We start from the raw sequence: 15,878 nt of genomic DNA on the forward strand, positions 1-15,878 counted from the left end.
CCAGCTGAGGGCGCACCTGCGGGTGCGGGAAACGCGCCACGGGCCCGCACGCGGCGGGCCGTGGCGGCCTGGCATCAACGCGTGTTGAGCTTGCTGTTGCGGCGGCCGTACAGGAAATAGATCAGCAGGCCGACGACCGTCCATGCGGTGAACAGGTGCCAGTGCTCCAGGAACGACTGGAAGAACAGGAACATGCAGGCCAGGAAGCCGAGCGGGCAGATGATCGACGCCGCCGGCACGCGGAACGGGCGATGCAGTTCCGGGCGCGTACGGCGCAGCACCAGCACGCCCAGGCACACGGTGGCGAACGCGATCAGGGTGCCCATCGACACCAGCTCGCCAAGCACGCTGAGCGGCATCAGGCCGGCAAGCAGGCAGGCCGCGATGCCGACGATGATGGTGCCGACGTAAGGCGTGTGGTGCTTCGGATGCACGCGGCCGAACACCTTCGGCAGCAGGCCGTCGCGGGCCATGGTGTAGAAGATGCGCGGCTGCGCCATCAGCATCACCAGGATCACCGACGACAGGCCGGCGATCGCGCCGATCTCCACCGCGGTCTTGAGCCAGGCGAGTTCGGCATAGGGCTCGAGCGCGGTGGCCACCGGCTTGGCGGTGTTGAGCTCGGTGAACGGCGTCATCCCGGTGAGCACGGCGCACACGGCGATGTAGATCACCGTGCACAGCGCCAGCGAGCCGAGGATGCCGATCGGCATGTCGCGCTGCGGGTTCTTGGCTTCACCGGCAGCGGTGGACACCGCGTCGAACCCGATATAGGCGAAGAACACCACGGTGGCGGCGCGGAACACGCCTTCCATGCCGAACTGGCCGGGGCCGGTGTTCTCCGGGATGAAGGGCGTCCAGTTGGCGGGGTCGACGTAGAAGATGCCGACACCCAGGAACGCGGCGATGACCGTCACCTTGATGGCCACCACGATCCCGTTGACGAACGCCGACTGGGTGATGCCGACGTAGCACAGCCCGCTCACCGCGGCCACGATCACCACCGCCGGCAGGTTGAACATGTTCGCGGTGCGGACGAAACCGCCGTTCTCCCATGCGATCGGCGCGCCGGCGAGCTCGGCGGGGAACGGTATCCCCAGCGTCGAGGTGAGGAAGCTGACCAGGTAGCCGGACCAGCCGACCGCCACCGTCGACGAGGCGAACAGGTACTCCAGCACCAGGCACCAGCCGATGAACCAGGCAACGAACTCGCCCAGCGTCGCGTATGAATACGAGTAGGCGCTGCCCGACACCGGCAGCAGGGCCGCGAACTCGGCATAGCACAGGCCGGCCAGCGCACAGGCGATGCCGGCGATGACGAAGCTCAGCATGATCGCCGGGCCGGCGTGGTTCGCCGCGGCCTGGCCGGTCAGCACGAAGATGCCGGCGCCGATGACCGCACCCAGGCCGAGCAGCACGAGGTGCCGGGCGGTGAGGGTGCGCTTGAGTTGTACTTCGCCTTCGAGACTCCCTTCGACAGGTTCGCCCGCGTCCACGTGCGGTGCGGCTTGTACCGGTTTGACCCTGAAGAGGTCTCTGAGCATGTTGTTCCCCAGCATTGAGTGCGAGCGGGACGTCGCAAGGACGCCTGCGGTGCGCGCTCCCCCCGGGAACGCAACCGCCGTACCTTGCCAAAGCCGCCACGGGATCACAAGCAGGTGAAGACGTGGATAATCCTGCGCTTTGCGCTGCCCCTATGCCATTGGTCATGCACCTGGACACACCATCGCGCGAGCTGGTTGAGGATCTCGCCGAGTACGCCCTGCGCTGGCCCGAAGAGGCCGGCGTCGCACATGCGTTCGCCGCGCTGCTCGACGATGCCGTCGATCCCTTCAGGCGCGAACGGCTGGCCGGGCATTTCACCGCATCGGCCTGGCTGGTCAGCGCCGACGGCCAGCGCACCCTGTTGACCCACCACCGCAAGCTGGGCCGCTGGCTGCAGCCGGGCGGGCATGCGGACGGCGATCGTGATCTGGCCGCCGCCGCGCTACGCGAGGCCTGCGAAGAGACCGGCGTGGCCGGGCTGGGGGTCGAAGGCGGGATCTTCGATCTCGACCGGCACTGGATTCCCGAACGCGCCGACGTGCCCGGGCACTGGCACCACGACGTGCGCTACGTGGTGCGCGCAGGGTTCGACGAGCGCTTCGTGGTGAGCGACGAGTCGCATGCTCTTGCGTGGCGACCGGTCGACGTCGTGGCGTCCGATCCGGACGCGGATCCGTCGCTCAGGCGGATGGCGCGCAAATGGCTGGCGCGGATGGCCGATGCCTGAGGGAAGCCTTCAACCCACGGTGTTGGTCGCGTCGCGCTTCTCGCGCGGCGGCAGGCTGTCGTCGCCATGCACCAGGAACCACACGTTCTCGGCGATGTTGGTGGCGTGGTCGCCGATGCGCTCGAGGTTCTTGGCGATGAACAGCAGATGGGTGCACGGCGTGATCGAGCGCGCGTCCTCCATCATGTAGGTCAGCAGTTCGCGGAACAGGCTGGTGTAGCGCGCGTCGAGTTCGGCATCGGAGGCGCGGATGCGCTGCGCCGCTTCGGCATCGCTGTCGCGGTACGCCACCAGCACGTCGCGCAGCTGGCGCACGGCGAGTTCGGCCAGCACGTTGAGGCCGCGGGTCAGCGGCAACGGTGGCGACTGGTTGAGTGCCATCGAACGCTTGGCCGCGTTCGCCGCGTAGTCACCGATGCGTTCGATGTCGGACGACACCCGCAGGGCGGCGAGGATCTCGCGCAGGTCGCGCGCCATCGGGCCACGCAGCGCCAGCCGCATGACGTCGTGGCTGATTTCCTTCTCCAGCGAATCGATCGCCTCGTCATTGGCGATGACGCGCGCGGCGGCGCTGTCGTCGCGACGCTCGATCACGTCGAGCGCGGCCTCGAGCTGCGAGGCGGCCATTTCGCCCATGCGCAGGATCTCGGCCAGCAGTCGCTGGCGTTCGTCGTCGTAGCTCTTGACGATATGGCTGTGGGGCGTGGTCATGGCAGTTTCCGGCGGATGGCGTCTGGACGGCGGTCGATGGGCGGGCGGGCGCGACGCCTCAACCGAACCGGCCGGTGATGTAGTCCTCGGTCTGCTGCTTCGAGGGGTTGGAGAAGATCGTCTGCGTGGTGTCGTGCTCGATCAGGTCGCCGAGGTACAAGAAGGCGGTGAAGTCGGACACGCGTGCCGCCTGCTGCATGTTGTGGGTGACGATCACGATCGTGTAATCGCGCTTGAGATCCTCGATCAGCTGTTCGATGCGGCTGGTGGAAATGGGGTCGAGTGCGGACGTCGGCTCGTCGAGCAGCAGCACGTCGGGGCGCAGCGCCACCGCGCGCGCGATGCACAGCCGCTGCTGCTGGCCGCCCGACAGGCCGAGCGCGCTCTGGCCGAGCTTGTCCTTGACCTCGTCCCACAGCGCCGCCTGCCGCAGCGCGAGTTCGACGCGTTCGTGCATCTTCGCCTTCGACAGCTTCTCGTGGTGGCGGATGGCGTAGGCGACGTTCTCGTAGATCGTCATCGGGAACGGCACCGGCTTCTGGAACACCATGCCCACCTTGCTGCGAAGGCGGTTGAGCGGGTACTTCGGGGCCAGCACGTTCTCGCCGTCCAGCAGCACTTCGCCGCTGGCCTGCATGCCCGGATACAGCGCATAGATGCGGTTGAACACGCGCAGCAGGGTGGACTTGCCGCAGCCCGACGGCCCGATCATCGCCGTGACCCGCTTCTCGGGGATCTCGAGGTCGATGCCCTTGAGCGCGTGGAACTTGCCGTAGTGGAAGTCCAGGTTGCGCGCGGCGATCTTCACCGGCGCCGCGTCCTGCGCCGCGCGCTCGGGCATCGCCACCTGGATCCGCTGCGGCGCATGGGCGGTGGTTTCGTTCATGGACAGGTCCGTCGCGAAGAGGGTCATGGCGGTCAATCGTTGGAGATGCGGTTGCGCAGCAGCAGGGCACGGGCCAGCAGGCTGACCACGAGCACGAATGCGGTCAGTACCAGTGCGCCGGCCCAGGCGAGTTGCTGCCAGGATTCATAGGGGCTGCCGGCGTACTGGTACATCACCAGCGGCACGCTGGCCATCGGCCGGGTAACGTCGCTGTTCCAGTACTGGTTGCCGAACGCGGTGAACAGCAGCGGCGCGGTTTCACCCGAGATGCGGGCAAGTGCCAGCAGCACGCCGGTCACGATGCCGGCCATCGCGCTGCGGTAGAGCACCTGCACGATGACCTTCCACTGCGGGATGCCCAGCGACAGCGCGGCCTCGCGCATCTGCGTCGGCACCAGGCGCAGCATCTCGTCGGTGGTGCGCACCACCACCGGCAGCACGATGAAGGCCAGTGCCAGTGCGCCCGCGAGCGCGGAGAAGCGCCCGCCGGTCTGCATCACGAACAGGGTGTAGACGAACAGGCCCAGCACGATCGACGGCGCCGACAGCAGGATGTCGTTGACGAAGCGCACCACGGTGCCGACCTTGCGGGCATTGCCGTACTCGGCAAGCCATGTGCCGGCGGCCACGCCCAGCGGAGTGCCGATGGCGATCGCCAGTGCACACATCACCGCGCTGCCGAAGAAGGCGTTGAGCAGGCCGCCTTCGACCATCGGCGGCGGCGTCATCTGGGTGAACAGTTCGACGTTGATGCCGCCCGCGGCCTTGGTCACCAGCGTCCACAGGATCCAGCCGAGGAAGAACAGGCCGAAGCAGGCGGTGAGCACCGACAGCACGATGGCGACCACGTTGCGGATGCGCCGGCGCAGGTACAGCGCATCGGATCCGTGCGAAGCCTGGTTGGCGGTCATGTCCATCACGAACCCTCCCGGCGCGACAGCTGCATCAGCATCAGGCGGGCGATGGCCAGCACCACGAACGTCACCAGGAACAGGACGAAGCCCAGCAGCAACAGGGCGGAGCGATACGTCTCGGTGGCCTCACCGAAGTCGTTGGCGATCAGCGCGGCGATGGTGGTGCCGGGCTCGAGCAGCGACGGCGTCAGGCGCACCGAGTTGCCGATCACGAAGGCGACCGCCATGGTCTCGCCAAGCGCGCGACCGAGGCCCAGGAACACGCCGCCGATCACCGCCGAGCGGGTGTAGGGCAGCACGATGTCCCAGCTGACTTCCCACTTGGTGGCGCCCAGCGCGTACGCGGATTCCTTCAGCCGCGTGGGCACGGTCAGGAACACTTCGCGCATGACCGATGAAATGAACGGGATCACCATGATCGCCAGCACGAAGCCGGCGGTGAGCATGCCGATGCCCAGCGGCGGGCCCCGGAACAGCATGCCGATGCCGGGGATGGTGCCGAGGTGGTCGTTGAGCCAGGGGGTGACGTACTCGGTCATCACTGGCACCAGCACGAACAGGCCCCACATGCCGTAGATGATCGACGGGATGCCGGCCAGCAGTTCGATTGCCGTGCCCACCGGGCCGCGCAACCAGCGCGGCGCCACCTCGGTGAGGAAGAACGCGATGCCGAAGCTCACCGGCACCGCGATCAGCATCGCGATGAGCGCGGTGACGATGGTGCCGTAGATCGGCACCAGCGCCCCGTACCTGTTCTCGACCGGATTCCAGTCGGCGGAATAGAAGAAGCTCAGGCCTTCGCTGGCAAGCACGTCGCGCCCGCCCCACAGCATCGACAGCGCGGCACTGGCCAGTGCCAGCAGCACGAACACCACGGTGCCGGTGAGCACCCAGCGGAACATGCGGTCCGCACGTGCGTCGCGGATGTCGCGGCCGGTGGGTGCCGGCTGCGACTGGGGGAGGGAGGTGGCGTTCATGCGCGGGGCGTCGGCCGGTGCTTACTGCTGCGGCTGGAAGCCGAACGCGTCCTGCCAGTACGCCCGTACCTGCTGAACCAGCGGCTCGGGCAGCGGCACGTAGTGCAGTTCGGAGGCCTGGGTCTTGCCGTTCTCGAACGACCAGTTGAAGAACTCGAGCGCCGCGCGTGCACGCTCGGCGTCACGCGGCTGCTTGTGCATCAGCATGAAGTTGGTGGCGGTGATCGGCCAGGCATTCACGCCGGGGGCATCGGTGATCACCAGGTTGAAGTCCTGTGCGTTGGCCCAGTCGGCCGTCTCGGCGGCCGCGGCGAAGGTGGTCTCGCTGGGTTCCACCCAGTTGCCTGCCGCATTGCGCAAAGACGCATACGGCATGCTGTTCTGCAGCGCGTAGGCGAGTTCCACGTAGCCGATCGAACCCTTGATCTGCTGCACGTAGGAGGCCACGCCCTCGTTGCCCTTGCCGCCGACGCCGGTCGACCACTGCACGGTGGTGCCTTCGCCGACCTTCGACTTCCACTCCGGGCTGACCTTGGAGAGGTAGTTGGTGAAGTTGAACGTGGTGCCGGAGCCGTCCGAGCGATGGACGATGCTGATCTTGCCTGCCGGCAGGGCGGTGCCCGGGTTCAGCGCCACGATCGCCGGGTCATTCCAGGTGGTGATCGCACCCATGAAGATGCCGGCCAGCGTGGGGCCGTCGAGGCGCAGCTGGCCCGGAGCGAGGCCTTCGATGTTCACCACCGGGACCACGCCGCCGATCGCCGACGGGAACTGGCCGAGGCCGGCTTCGGCGAGCTCGGCGCTGTCGAGCGGGCGGTCGGACGAGCCGAAGTCGACCGTGCCGGCCTTGATCTGGGCGATGCCGCCGCCGGAACCGATCGACTGGTAATTGACGCGGTGGCCGGTGGCGGCGTTGTAGTCGGCCGACCACTTGGACACCAGCGGGAAGATGAAAGAAGCACCGGCGCCGGAGATCTCGGCGGCGACGCGGTCACCGCTGCCCTGGCTGGCGGTGCCATCCGCGGACGGCGCACCGCTGGTCTGCGCATCGTTGGACGGCTGGCACGCGGCCAGGCCGAACGCGATCGACAGGGTGAGGGCGGCCAGGCGGGCCCGGGAGAGGTTCATGCGCACTCCAGATCATGGAAGGCCGGCAACCCGGCGATGCGCCTATGAAATGATGTTTTTGTTTCAGCTTGATTACAGGGCTGCCGTTCGCCGCCGCGGGGTCCGGTGCGATTCACGGTCGCGCACGCGAAAGGCGGGCCCTGAGGCCCGCCCTTGGGGACGCCGGATGCCGGCGTCAGTTGCCGCCCTGCTGCTGGCGCCAGTAGCCCTCGATCCGCTGGACCAGCGAGTCCGGCAGCGGCACGTAGTCGAGTGCACGGGCCTGGGCATCGCCGTTGGCGTACACCCAGCGGAAGAACTCCCGCGCCTGGCGCGCACCTTCCGGACTGCGCGGCTGCTTGCGCATCAGGATGAAGTTGGTGGCGGTGATCGGCCAGGCGGCCTCACCGGGGGCGTTGGTCATGACCAGGTGGAAGTCGCGCGCATTGGCCCAGTCGGCGCTGGCCGCCGCGGCGGCGAAGCTTTCCTCACCCGGCTGCACCCAGCGGCCGGCGGCGTTGCGCATCTGCGCATGCGACAGCCGGTTCTGCACCGCATACGACAGCTCCACATAGCCGATGCTGTTGCGGACCTGGCGCACATAGGCCGACACGCCCTCGTTGCCCTTGCCGCCGATGCCGGTCGGCCAGCGCACAGAGGTGCCTTCGCCGATCGAGGACTTCCACTCCGGGCTGACCTTGGACAGGTAGTTGACGAAGTTGAAGGTGGTGCCCGAACCGTCCGAACGGTGCACGACGGTGATGCGCGACGCCGGCAGCGTCAGCCCGGGGTTGAGCGCCACGATTGCCGGGTCGTTCCAGCTGCTGATCCTGCCGAGGAAGATATTGGCCAGCGCCGCGCCATCCAGGCGTAGCGCGCCGGGTGCCACGCCGGTCACGTTGACGATCGGCACCACCCCGCCGATCACCGACGGGAACTGCACCAGGCCGGACGACGCGAGCTCCTCCGGCTTCAGCGGCGCATCCGAGGAGCCGAAGTCCACGGTGCCGGCCTTGATCTGCGCGATGCCGCCGCCGGAGCCGATCGACTGGTAGTTGACCTGGTGCCCGGTGGCCTGGCGGTAGTCGGCCGACCAGCGGGTCATGACCGGATAGATGAAGGAGGCGCCGGCGCCGGTGACTTCCGCTGCAGCCGCCGGCAGGGCGACGCAGGCAGCCAGGGCGATGGCGGCAAGCCGGACTAGAGGTTTGATGGACACGATGTGCTCCCGATGCGTAACGGACGATTCCGCTCGCGGCGCATTCAATCGTGTGTCGATGATCGAACCGTGGCAGCGGGATGACCGCGCCGTGACAACGGCGCATCCGCGTGACGGGTTCGGCCGCGCCGTCGGCGATGCCCGGGTGCCGTCCCCGTCGTGGGACCGGACCAACGGAAGTCCGGCGCGCTCAGTAGCTCCGGCACTGGCGGAAGCGCACCTGTCCGCCACTGTCCGGCGGCGGCGTGAGCTGGATGCGCGACGAGGCGATGTCGGCGTGGCGCACGATCAGTGGACACAGCGCAGCGAAGGCCGCATCGGCATCGTCATCGAGCAGATGCACTTCCAGGGTGGACTGGGTGGTCCATAGCGCGCGGTCGACCATCGGCAGGGTCGCGATCGAGGTGACCACCGCGCGCCGCTGCTGCTCGGGCGACGGCTCTTCCGCCGCGTCACCTTGCAGGTCTTCCGCTGCGGTTGCAGGGCTGTCGACGGCCGCTGCCGGCGCAGGCTGGGCGACGCTGGGCGTATCGACACGCGTGGATACCGGTGCGGGCAGCACCACGAAGGTCGCGATGCCTGCCAGCAGCGCGACCAGCCAGACCATCAGCGTGCGCTGTCGTGCGCGCTGGGCGGCGCCCGCGCAGATGGCGGCCAGTTGACCGGGCTTGAGAAGCTCCCGCACCTCGGGCCACAGCGTGGGACCATCCAGCAGTTCGATCTGCTGGTTGGCCGATGCCGCGCGCGCGTTTCCATCGATCCGGCCCTGGGTGACCAGCAGCCCGCCGGTGGCATTGGCCATATGCACGTCGCTGACCAGCTCGTTGACCGTCAGCTTGCCGATGATGAAGGCGCTGCCGTGCTTGCACGACAACAACCAGCGCTCATGGCCGCGACCCAGGGTGTATTCGCTGTCGCCCGAGGCGGCCTCCTTGTCCAGCACGCGGGTGAAACCGCGGCGCGCCATCGCCTCCAGCACGAGATGCAGGAATTCGCGCCAGGACATCGCCGCCAGTGCGCGCATCCCGGCCGCGGTCTCGTCGCGTCGCATCAGGATGCCGCGGACATAGAACGTTCCCACCACCCCGACCGACGCCATTACCGCGATCGCGACGACCCACTGCAGCACTGCACTCACGACGACCCCTTCTTCGCACCGGACGCCTGTTGCCGGCGGCCGGCAGGATAGACGGATTCGGCCGGGCGTTTAAAGGCGCTGCTGGCCGGCGCCGCGTGGGGCCGATGGCCGTGCCTCAAGCGCCAGTGTCCGGGCCCGTCGACGTCGACGGCAGCGGCGCTGTCGACGCAGCCCCGGTGCTGGATGTGGCGCCTCCGCTACCCGTTCCCGGGGTGGACGACGGCGTGGAAGCGGCGCCCGGGGCGACGGTGGAGGGCGCCGTGCCACCCGGCGTGGTCGTCGACCCTGCAGCCCCCGTCGCCGTGGAACGGCTGCGCCGGGCGCCCGGCGCGCGCGCAGCGCCATCGGGGTACCGGCGGTGGCGCTGGCCTTCGCCCTGCGTGCGGCGGCGTCGCGCTTGCGCAACTCGGCCGTCAGGGCCTCGACGCGCGCATTGAGTTCGGCGACGTCGCGCCGGGTCGGCACGCCGAGGCGGGTCAGGGTGCGCTGAAGTCCGCTGTCGAACAGCCGCTCGACGCGCTCCCAGCCAGCCGTGACCTGCTCGCGCGCCCCATCGACCGTGGACTCGACGCCGTCGCGCAGGCTACTGGTATGCGCATCCAGGTGCTCGCGTGCGGTGTTGTCCACCTCGCGGCCCTCCCGGACGAGGGTCTCGAACAGGCGGCCACCTTCCTCCTGCGCACGTCCGAGCGCGCCGAGGCCGGCCAGCCAGATCTGCTGCGCGGATTCGCCGAGCGCCCGCGGAAACGATGTCTCCGGTGGCGGCGGTGGCGGGCTCGAGGTGTGCGTGCCGTCGGGCTTCTTGTACGTGGCCATGCTGGCCTCCAACGCGTGGGTTCGGCCGATCGTGTCGCAGGCGGCATTAGCGTCGCGTCGAGAGGGACCAGGCATGTAGGGTCTGGAGACCGGGGTGGTCGGTGGGAGCAGCACCGTCACGGTGGCTCAGGCGCTGAATTCCTTCTCCAGGACGCGCTGGATCTCTGCCTCGATCGGACCGCGCATCGCCGACAGCAGGAAGCCGAGCTTGGCGGTCACCCGGACCTCGTCGCCGGCCAGCGCGATCGCGCCGTCCACGCCCGAGCGCTGGAAGTGCAGCACGTCGCCGTTCCATGCGCATTGCACGTCGAACTTCTGCGCCAGCTTCGCGGAGATCTGCTCGACCGCTGCGCGCGCCTGCGGCAGGGGCAGCGAATGGGGATGGCGGATGTCGATCTCGGACATGGTGCACCTGGCGGCTGGAGGAGCATGCATTCTGAGTGCAGCCGATGCTGACTCCAACCGTGCCCGTGCTAGATTCGCCGCGCATGGAAATCCTCAGACTGCGCTTCGTCGGCGGCGATCAGCCCGATCAGCCTGACCTGCCGCTCGATGCCGGCATGCATCGCATCGGACAGCTGGCCGGCGGCGGCATCGGCCGCATCGATGGCGGCAACCCCATCGCACTGCTGTGCGTCGACCGTCGCGGCATCTGGCTGACCGTCGCTGAAGGCCGCCGCGGCGTGCACGTCAACGGGCGGCCGGTGCAGCGGCTGGCCATGCTGCGCCGTGGGGACACCCTGCATATCGAGGGCGCCGAGCTGCGGTTGCTGGGTGGTGCACCCGTGCGACGACCCGGCGTCGGCGACCTCGCCACGCCGGCGGACGCCTCGGCGGGGCTGCACATCGTGTTGCGTGCGATCGGTGGGCGCCACCATGGCCGCAGCTTCACCCTCGACCGGCCCCGGCTGGTCGGCAGCCTCGCCGAAGCCGACATCCATATCGACGATCCGGCGTTTGCCGAGCGCCACGCGCGCGTGGAACTGGTGGGCGGCGAAGTGCTGCTGCGTGACCTCGGGTCCGCGGACGGCAGCATCGTCAACGGCGAGAGCGTGCGCGATGCGCTGCTGCAGCCGGGCGACCAGGTGGTCTTCGATGCCTACCACCGCTTCGTGGTCGAAGCGCCACTCGGCGGCGGCTCGCGCGAGCCGGTGTTGCCGGAGGTGGAGTTGCCGTCCGACGACGACAGGACGCCACGCCGCCGCCCGTGGCCGCTGCCGTGGCTGCTGCTGACGGCCGTGGTGATCGCGGGCCTGCTGAGCCTGTTGCTGCTCTACGGCACGGACTGACCTGCTGTCTCGACGCGCGCAGTCCACGGCGCCGGAGGAAGGCTAACCGGCGGGACGTGCGCGGCTCCCCGGCGGGTGCAGCCGACGCCACAGTCGCCAGCCCAGCAGCACTGCCAGCAGCACCGCGTACAGCAGCGGCTCGCGGATGTCGGACTTCACTACCCACCAGAAATGCAGCACGGCGAGGCTGGCGATCACGTAGACCAGCCGGTGTAGGCGTTGCCAGGCCCCGGCCAGGCGGCGCATCCAGCCGCGCGTGGATGTCACCGCCAGCGGCAGCAGCAGCAGCCAGGCGAGGAAGCCGACGGTGATGAACGGCCTTCGCGCGATCTCGGTGGCCACGCCGCCCCAGTCCAGGCGCAGGTCCAGCACCAGCCAGGCGGCGAAGTGCAGGCTGGCGTAGAAGAACGCGTACAGCCCGAGCATCCGACGGAAGCGCAGCAGCTGCGGCTGCCCGCTCAGGTGCCGCAGTGGCGTCACCGCCAGCGTCAGCAGCAACAGCCGCAACGCCCACAGTCCGAGCGTGTGTTCGATCATTGCGACCGGGTCGGGGCCCAGCGCGTCGATGTCCGCACCGGTCTGCACCTGCCACGCACGCCAGCCGAGCCATGCGGCCGGCGCCAGCGCCAATGCATGCACGCCTGCCTTGGCGGCGATCAGCCAGCCCGGCGTGGTCCTGTGCTTCGCGGCAGCCGGCACGCGCGGTCAGTACCAGCGACGCAGGTCCATGCCTGCGTACATGGAAGCCACGTGCTCGGCGTAGCCGTTGAACGGCCGGGTGGCGATGCGGTTGGCGAACAGCTTGCCCTCGGTGCCGCTGATGCGGCGCTCGCTCGCCTGGCTCCAGCGTGGATGGTCCACGTCCGGATTAACGTTGGCGAAGAACCCGTATTCGCGCGGCTGCAGGTCGTTCCATGCCGTGGGTGGCACCCGTTCGACGAAGCGGATGGCGACGATCGACTTGATGCCCTTGAACCCGTACTTCCACGGCACCAGCAGCCGCAGCGGGGCACCGTTCTGCTGCGGCAGCGGCTTGCCGTAGACGCCGGTGGCGAGCAGTGTCAGCGGATGCATCGCCTCGTCGATGCGCAGCCCCTCGCGGTAGGGCCAGTCGATCGACCGGTAGCGCATGCCCGGCATCTGCGCACGGTCGGCCAGCGTGGTGAACGCCACGTACTTCGCGTTCGAAGTCGGTTCGAAACGCCGCAGCACCTCGCCCAGCGGCACGCCCAGCCACGGGATCACCATTGACCAGCCTTCCACGCAGCGCAACCGGTAGGTCCGCTCCTCCGGCAGGAAGCCACGCAGCAGGTCGTTGAGTTCGAGGGTGCCGGGCCGTGCGCACTCACCACTTACTTCGACCTGCCAGGGCGAGGTGCGCAACGTTCGCGCGGCCCGCGATGGATCCGCCTTGCCGGTGCCGAACTCGTAGAAGTTGTTGTACGTGGTGGCGTCGATCTCGCGGGTCAGCGTCTCGTCCGTCGAGAAGCCGGCGGCCACGGCCGCGGGCGATGGTGGTGGCGCGGTGGGTGCGGGCGGGGCTTCCGCCTCGGCGCAGGCCGACAGCCCAAGGGCGGGAATCGCGCCGAAGGCGGCAAGCACGCGGCGGCGTTGCCGCCAGACCGTCTCGTCGGTGATGTCGGATGCGCGGATGCGCAGTGCCTCGCGCAGCGTCCTGTGGTCGCCTGCCATGGGCGTCACTCCGTCGGGTCGGGCACCCGGTTGGAGCAGTGTGCACGGGCGAACGTTGCAGGCACGCGAACGCGCGACCCGCCACGGAACGCTGCGGCATACTAGGCCCCCCGGCAGGCGCGCAGCCGGCCGGCCTCCCCCAGATGGATGTCGCCACGATGTCGCGTGCCTACAACTTCAGCGCCGGCCCGGCCGCGCTGCCCGAGCCGGTCCTGCAGCAGGCCCGTGACGAGATGCTGGAATACGGCGATGCGGGTGCCTCGATCGTCGAACTGAGCCATCGCGGCGATGAGTTCATCGATGTCGCGCGTCGCGCCGAGGCCGACCTGCGCCGCCTGGTCGGCATTCCGGACGACTACGCGGTGCTGTTCCTCGGCGGCGGTGCGACCACGCAGCAGGCCCTGATCGCGCTCAATTTCGCCGCGCCCGGCCAGCCTGTCGATTACGTGGTCACCGGCCATTGGGGCCGCATCGCGCTGAAGCAGGTGGCGCCGTATGTCGACCTGCGTATTGCCGCCAGCAGCGAGACGGATGGCTTCCGCAGCATCCCGCCGCGCGCGGAGTGGGCGCTGTCGGCCGACGCGGCCTATGTGCACATCACCGCCAACGAGACCATCCACGGCGTCGAATTCCGCGACGTGCCCGATACCGGCGCGGTACCGCTGTTCGCCGACTTCAGCTCGTCGATCGCCTCCGAACCGATCGATGTGCGCCGCTACGGCCTGATCTATGCCGGCGCGCAGAAGAACCTCGGGCCCGTCGGCATCGGCGTGGTGATCGTCGACCGCGCACTGCTCGAGCGCGTTGGCCAGCCGCGCGCGGAGATCTTCGATTACCGCGCGCACCTGGCCGCGGAGTCGATGCTCAACACGCCACCGAGCTGGAACTGGTACCTGCTCGGACTCACCGTGCGCTGGATGCTCGAAGAGGGTGGGGTGGAGGAGTTCGCACGTCGCAGCGAGGCCAAGGCACGCGCGCTGTATGCCGCCATCGACGGTTCCGGCGGCTTCTACCGCAACGAGGTCGACGCGGCGGTGCGCTCGCGGATGAACGTGCCGTTCTTCCTCCAAGAGCCCGCGCTCGAGGAGGACTTCCTCGCCGGTGCCCGTGACGCCGGCCTGATCGGCCTGCGCGGCCACCGCGTGCTGGGCGGCATCCGCGCCTCGATCTACAACGCGATGCCGGTCGCCGGCGTGGAGGCGCTGGCCGCCTACATGGGCGATTTCCAGCAGCGTCGCGGCTGAGCACGATGACGACGGACGACATCGGGCCGGGCGCCGGGACGGGCGACGCCGCGCCCGCGGTCACGCCCGACCCCGCCACGGTGCGCGCGCAGATCGACGGCATCGACCGCGGGATCCAGGCGCTGATCGCCGAGCGCGCGTGGTGGGCGCGACCGGTCGGCCAGGCCAAGGGCCTGCTGGCGGTGGCGGTGGACGACTCCCGTCCCGAGCTCAAGGTCCTCGCCCGCGACGTACGGGTGCCGGGTTCGTTCCCGGTGGCGGTGCCATGAGCACGTCCCCGGTGTCCTGGACCGCCGAGCCCGGCACCGCGCTGCGCGGCACGCTGGCGGTGCCGGGGGACAAGTCGGTCTCGCACCGCGCAATCATGCTGGCCTCGCTGGCCGATGGCGTGTCGCGCATCGATGGCTTCCTCGAGGGCGAGGATGCGCGTGCCACCGACGCGATCTTCCGCGCGATGGGTGTGCGGATCGAAACGCCCGCACACGGCGTGCGCATCGTCCACGGTGTGGGCCTCGATGGCCTGCGCGCGCCGGTCGCAACGCTCGACTGCGGCAACGCCGGTACCGCGATGCGCCTGCTGGCGGGCCTGCTCGCCGGACAGGCCTTCGATACCACGCTGGTCGGCGATGCCTCGCTGTCGAAGCGGCCGATGCTGCGCGTGACCACGCCGCTGGCCCGCATGGGCGCGCGCATCGACACCGGCCCCGGCGGGCTGCCGCCGTTGCACATACGCGGCGGCACGCCGCTCGCGGGCGTCGAACATCGTGCGGAGGTTGCGAGCGCGCAGGTGAAGTCGGCGCTGTTGCTGGCCGGGTTGTACGCGCGCGGCACCACGCGGGTGCTAGAACCGCAACCGACCCGCGATTACACCGAACGCATGCTGGCCGCGTTCGGCTGGCCGGTCGATTTCGCGCCGGGCCACGCCACGCTCACCGGCGGCCACCGCTTGCGGGCGACCGACGTGCAGGTGCCGGCGGATTTTTCCTCGGCGGCGTTCTTCCTCGTCGCCGCCACCGTCGTGCCGGGCTCCGAACTGCGCCTAGCGCGCGTCGGGATGAATCCACGCCGCACCGGATTGCTGCACGTGCTGCGCCTGATGGGCGCCGACATCACGGTGGAACCGGCGGGCGAGCAGGGCGGCGAGCCGGTCGCCGACCTGGTGGTCCGGCATGCGCCGCTACGCGGGATCGAGGTGCCGGTCGCCCACGTGGCCGACATGATCGACGAGTTCCCGGCGCTGTTCGTCGCCGCCGCCTGCGCACACGGTGTCACCACCGTACGCGGTGCGGCGGAGTTGCGGGTCAAGGAATCGGACCGCATCGCCACCGTGGGTACCGGCCTGCGCGCCATGGGCATCCGGGTGGACGAGGCGCCTGACGGCGCCGCCATCCATGGCGGCCGGCTGCAGGGGGGCCGCATCGACAGCCATGCTGACCATCGCGTGGCGATGGCCTTCGCGGTGGCCGCGCAGTGCGCACGCGGTGCGGTCACGATCGACGACGTGGCCAATGTCGCCACGTCGTTTCCAGGCTTCGTGGAGCTGGCGCGGACCGCCGGATTCGGCCTGGCCTGAGCGAGGCGGCATCCTGCCGCCCACGCCCGGATGGCGCCTC

17 protein-coding genes are annotated in these 15,878 nt (G+C 69.3%); 5 read left to right on the forward strand and 12 right to left on the reverse strand.

Features of this window, described 5'->3' with window-relative positions; genetic code table 11:
* Positions 1-74 precede the first annotated feature (74 nt).
* Positions 75-1,544, reverse strand: a complete 1,470-nt coding sequence (locus E5843_RS06670; RefSeq protein WP_134673268.1) for an amino acid permease — start codon at positions 1,542-1,544, stop codon at positions 75-77.
* A gap of 164 nt (positions 1,545-1,708) precedes the next feature.
* Here E5843_RS06670 and E5843_RS06675 point away from each other — a divergent pair, with 164 nt between their 5' ends.
* On the forward strand, positions 1,709-2,272 hold the full coding sequence (locus E5843_RS06675; RefSeq protein WP_136412211.1) for an NUDIX hydrolase: 564 nt from the start codon (positions 1,709-1,711) through the stop codon (positions 2,270-2,272).
* 9 nt (positions 2,273-2,281) lie between these two features.
* Here the strand turns inward: E5843_RS06675 and phoU are convergent, their stop codons facing one another.
* The 9 genes from phoU to E5843_RS06720 form a co-directional block, all read right to left on the reverse strand.
* Complete coding sequence (gene phoU / locus E5843_RS06680) at positions 2,282-2,983, reverse strand: phosphate signaling complex protein PhoU (protein ID WP_136412212.1); 702 nt, start codon at positions 2,981-2,983, stop codon at positions 2,282-2,284.
* A gap of 58 nt (positions 2,984-3,041) precedes the next feature.
* Positions 3,042-3,869, reverse strand: coding sequence for a phosphate ABC transporter ATP-binding protein PstB (gene pstB, locus E5843_RS06685; protein ID WP_136412213.1), 828 nt, complete (start codon positions 3,867-3,869; stop codon positions 3,042-3,044).
* A gap of 32 nt (positions 3,870-3,901) precedes the next feature.
* Positions 3,902-4,780: a phosphate ABC transporter permease PstA gene (pstA, locus tag E5843_RS06690; RefSeq protein ID WP_134674613.1), complete on the reverse strand. Its 879-nt coding sequence runs from the start codon at positions 4,778-4,780 to the stop codon at positions 3,902-3,904.
* Between the two features lie 5 nt (positions 4,781-4,785).
* Positions 4,786-5,760, reverse strand: a complete 975-nt coding sequence (gene pstC / locus E5843_RS06695) for a phosphate ABC transporter permease subunit PstC (protein WP_136412214.1) — start codon at positions 5,758-5,760, stop codon at positions 4,786-4,788.
* A gap of 21 nt (positions 5,761-5,781) precedes the next feature.
* On the reverse strand, positions 5,782-6,888 hold the full coding sequence (gene pstS, locus E5843_RS06700) for a phosphate ABC transporter substrate-binding protein PstS (RefSeq protein WP_136412215.1): 1,107 nt from the start codon (positions 6,886-6,888) through the stop codon (positions 5,782-5,784).
* Positions 6,889-7,063: 175 nt separating this feature from the next.
* Positions 7,064-8,086 carry a phosphate ABC transporter substrate-binding protein PstS gene (pstS, locus tag E5843_RS06705; protein WP_136412216.1) on the reverse strand — a complete coding sequence of 341 codons (1,023 nt, stop codon included), beginning with the start codon at positions 8,084-8,086 and terminating at the stop codon, positions 7,064-7,066.
* Between the two features lie 190 nt (positions 8,087-8,276).
* Positions 8,277-9,224: a restriction endonuclease gene (locus tag E5843_RS06710; protein ID WP_136412217.1), complete on the reverse strand. Its 948-nt coding sequence runs from the start codon at positions 9,222-9,224 to the stop codon at positions 8,277-8,279.
* A 69-nt stretch (positions 9,225-9,293) separates the two neighbouring features.
* Positions 9,294-10,040 carry a phasin family protein gene (locus E5843_RS06715; RefSeq protein WP_166815936.1) on the reverse strand — a complete coding sequence of 249 codons (747 nt, stop codon included), beginning with the start codon at positions 10,038-10,040 and terminating at the stop codon, positions 9,294-9,296.
* A gap of 126 nt (positions 10,041-10,166) precedes the next feature.
* The gene (locus E5843_RS06720; protein WP_134673277.1) at positions 10,167-10,445 is read right to left on the reverse strand and encodes a polyhydroxyalkanoic acid system family protein; all 279 of its coding nucleotides are present in this window, start codon (positions 10,443-10,445) and stop codon (positions 10,167-10,169) included.
* Positions 10,446-10,528: 83 nt separating this feature from the next.
* On the opposite strand from E5843_RS06720, the gene E5843_RS06725 reads away from it, so the two are divergent.
* Complete coding sequence (locus E5843_RS06725; protein ID WP_141065824.1) at positions 10,529-11,329, forward strand: FHA domain-containing protein; 801 nt, start codon at positions 10,529-10,531, stop codon at positions 11,327-11,329.
* 42 nt (positions 11,330-11,371) lie between these two features.
* On the opposite strand, the gene E5843_RS06730 is transcribed toward E5843_RS06725, so the two are convergent.
* Positions 11,372-11,989, reverse strand: coding sequence for a protein-methionine-sulfoxide reductase heme-binding subunit MsrQ (locus tag E5843_RS06730; protein ID WP_136413058.1), 618 nt, complete (start codon positions 11,987-11,989; stop codon positions 11,372-11,374).
* A 45-nt stretch (positions 11,990-12,034) separates the two neighbouring features.
* A complete protein-coding gene (gene msrP, locus E5843_RS06735) occupies positions 12,035-13,021 on the reverse strand; it encodes a protein-methionine-sulfoxide reductase catalytic subunit MsrP (RefSeq protein WP_136412220.1) in 987 nt (328 codons plus the stop codon).
* Between the two features lie 158 nt (positions 13,022-13,179).
* Between msrP and serC the strand changes: the two genes are divergently transcribed.
* Genes serC through aroA form a run of 3 tightly spaced genes read left to right on the forward strand, consistent with a single transcriptional unit; the run spans position 13,180 to position 15,838 of the window.
* Positions 13,180-14,265, forward strand: coding sequence for a 3-phosphoserine/phosphohydroxythreonine transaminase (gene serC, locus E5843_RS06740; protein ID WP_141065825.1), 1,086 nt, complete (start codon positions 13,180-13,182; stop codon positions 14,263-14,265).
* Between the two features lie 5 nt (positions 14,266-14,270).
* A complete protein-coding gene (locus tag E5843_RS06745) occupies positions 14,271-14,534 on the forward strand; it encodes a chorismate mutase (protein ID WP_136412221.1) in 264 nt (87 codons plus the stop codon).
* Complete coding sequence (gene aroA / locus E5843_RS06750; protein ID WP_136412222.1) at positions 14,531-15,838, forward strand: 3-phosphoshikimate 1-carboxyvinyltransferase; 1,308 nt, start codon at positions 14,531-14,533, stop codon at positions 15,836-15,838. The genes E5843_RS06745 and aroA overlap by 4 nt, the downstream gene beginning before the upstream one ends.
* Positions 15,839-15,878 lie beyond the last annotated feature (40 nt).

The sequence above is a fragment of the Luteimonas yindakuii genome (assembly GCF_004803715.2).
In the GTDB taxonomy this organism is placed as follows: domain Bacteria; phylum Pseudomonadota; class Gammaproteobacteria; order Xanthomonadales; family Xanthomonadaceae; genus Luteimonas; species Luteimonas yindakuii.

Coding starts and splice junctions, on each gene's coding strand:
- E5843_RS06670 (WP_134673268.1), bottom strand. CDS start 1,544: ATGCTCAGAGACCTCTTCAGGGTCAAACCGGTACAAGCCGCACCGCAC.
- E5843_RS06675 (WP_136412211.1), top strand. CDS start 1,709: ATGCACCTGGACACACCATCGCGCGAGCTGGTTGAGGATCTCGCCGAG.
- phoU (WP_136412212.1), bottom strand. CDS start 2,983: ATGACCACGCCCCACAGCCATATCGTCAAGAGCTACGACGACGAACGC.
- pstB (WP_136412213.1), bottom strand. CDS start 3,869: ATGAACGAAACCACCGCCCATGCGCCGCAGCGGATCCAGGTGGCGATG.
- pstA (WP_134674613.1), bottom strand. CDS start 4,780: ATGACCGCCAACCAGGCTTCGCACGGATCCGATGCGCTGTACCTGCGC.
- pstC (WP_136412214.1), bottom strand. CDS start 5,760: ATGAACGCCACCTCCCTCCCCCAGTCGCAGCCGGCACCCACCGGCCGC.
- pstS (WP_136412215.1), bottom strand. CDS start 6,888: ATGAACCTCTCCCGGGCCCGCCTGGCCGCCCTCACCCTGTCGATCGCG.
- E5843_RS06715 (WP_166815936.1), bottom strand. CDS start 10,040: ATGGCCACGTACAAGAAGCCCGACGGCACGCACACCTCGAGCCCGCCA.
- E5843_RS06720 (WP_134673277.1), bottom strand. CDS start 10,445: ATGTCCGAGATCGACATCCGCCATCCCCATTCGCTGCCCCTGCCGCAG.
- E5843_RS06725 (WP_141065824.1), top strand. CDS start 10,529: ATGGAAATCCTCAGACTGCGCTTCGTCGGCGGCGATCAGCCCGATCAG.
- msrP (WP_136412220.1), bottom strand. CDS start 13,021: ATGGCAGGCGACCACAGGACGCTGCGCGAGGCACTGCGCATCCGCGCA.
- serC (WP_141065825.1), top strand. CDS start 13,180: ATGTCGCGTGCCTACAACTTCAGCGCCGGCCCGGCCGCGCTGCCCGAG.
- E5843_RS06745 (WP_136412221.1), top strand. CDS start 14,271: ATGACGACGGACGACATCGGGCCGGGCGCCGGGACGGGCGACGCCGCG.
- aroA (WP_136412222.1), top strand. CDS start 14,531: ATGAGCACGTCCCCGGTGTCCTGGACCGCCGAGCCCGGCACCGCGCTG.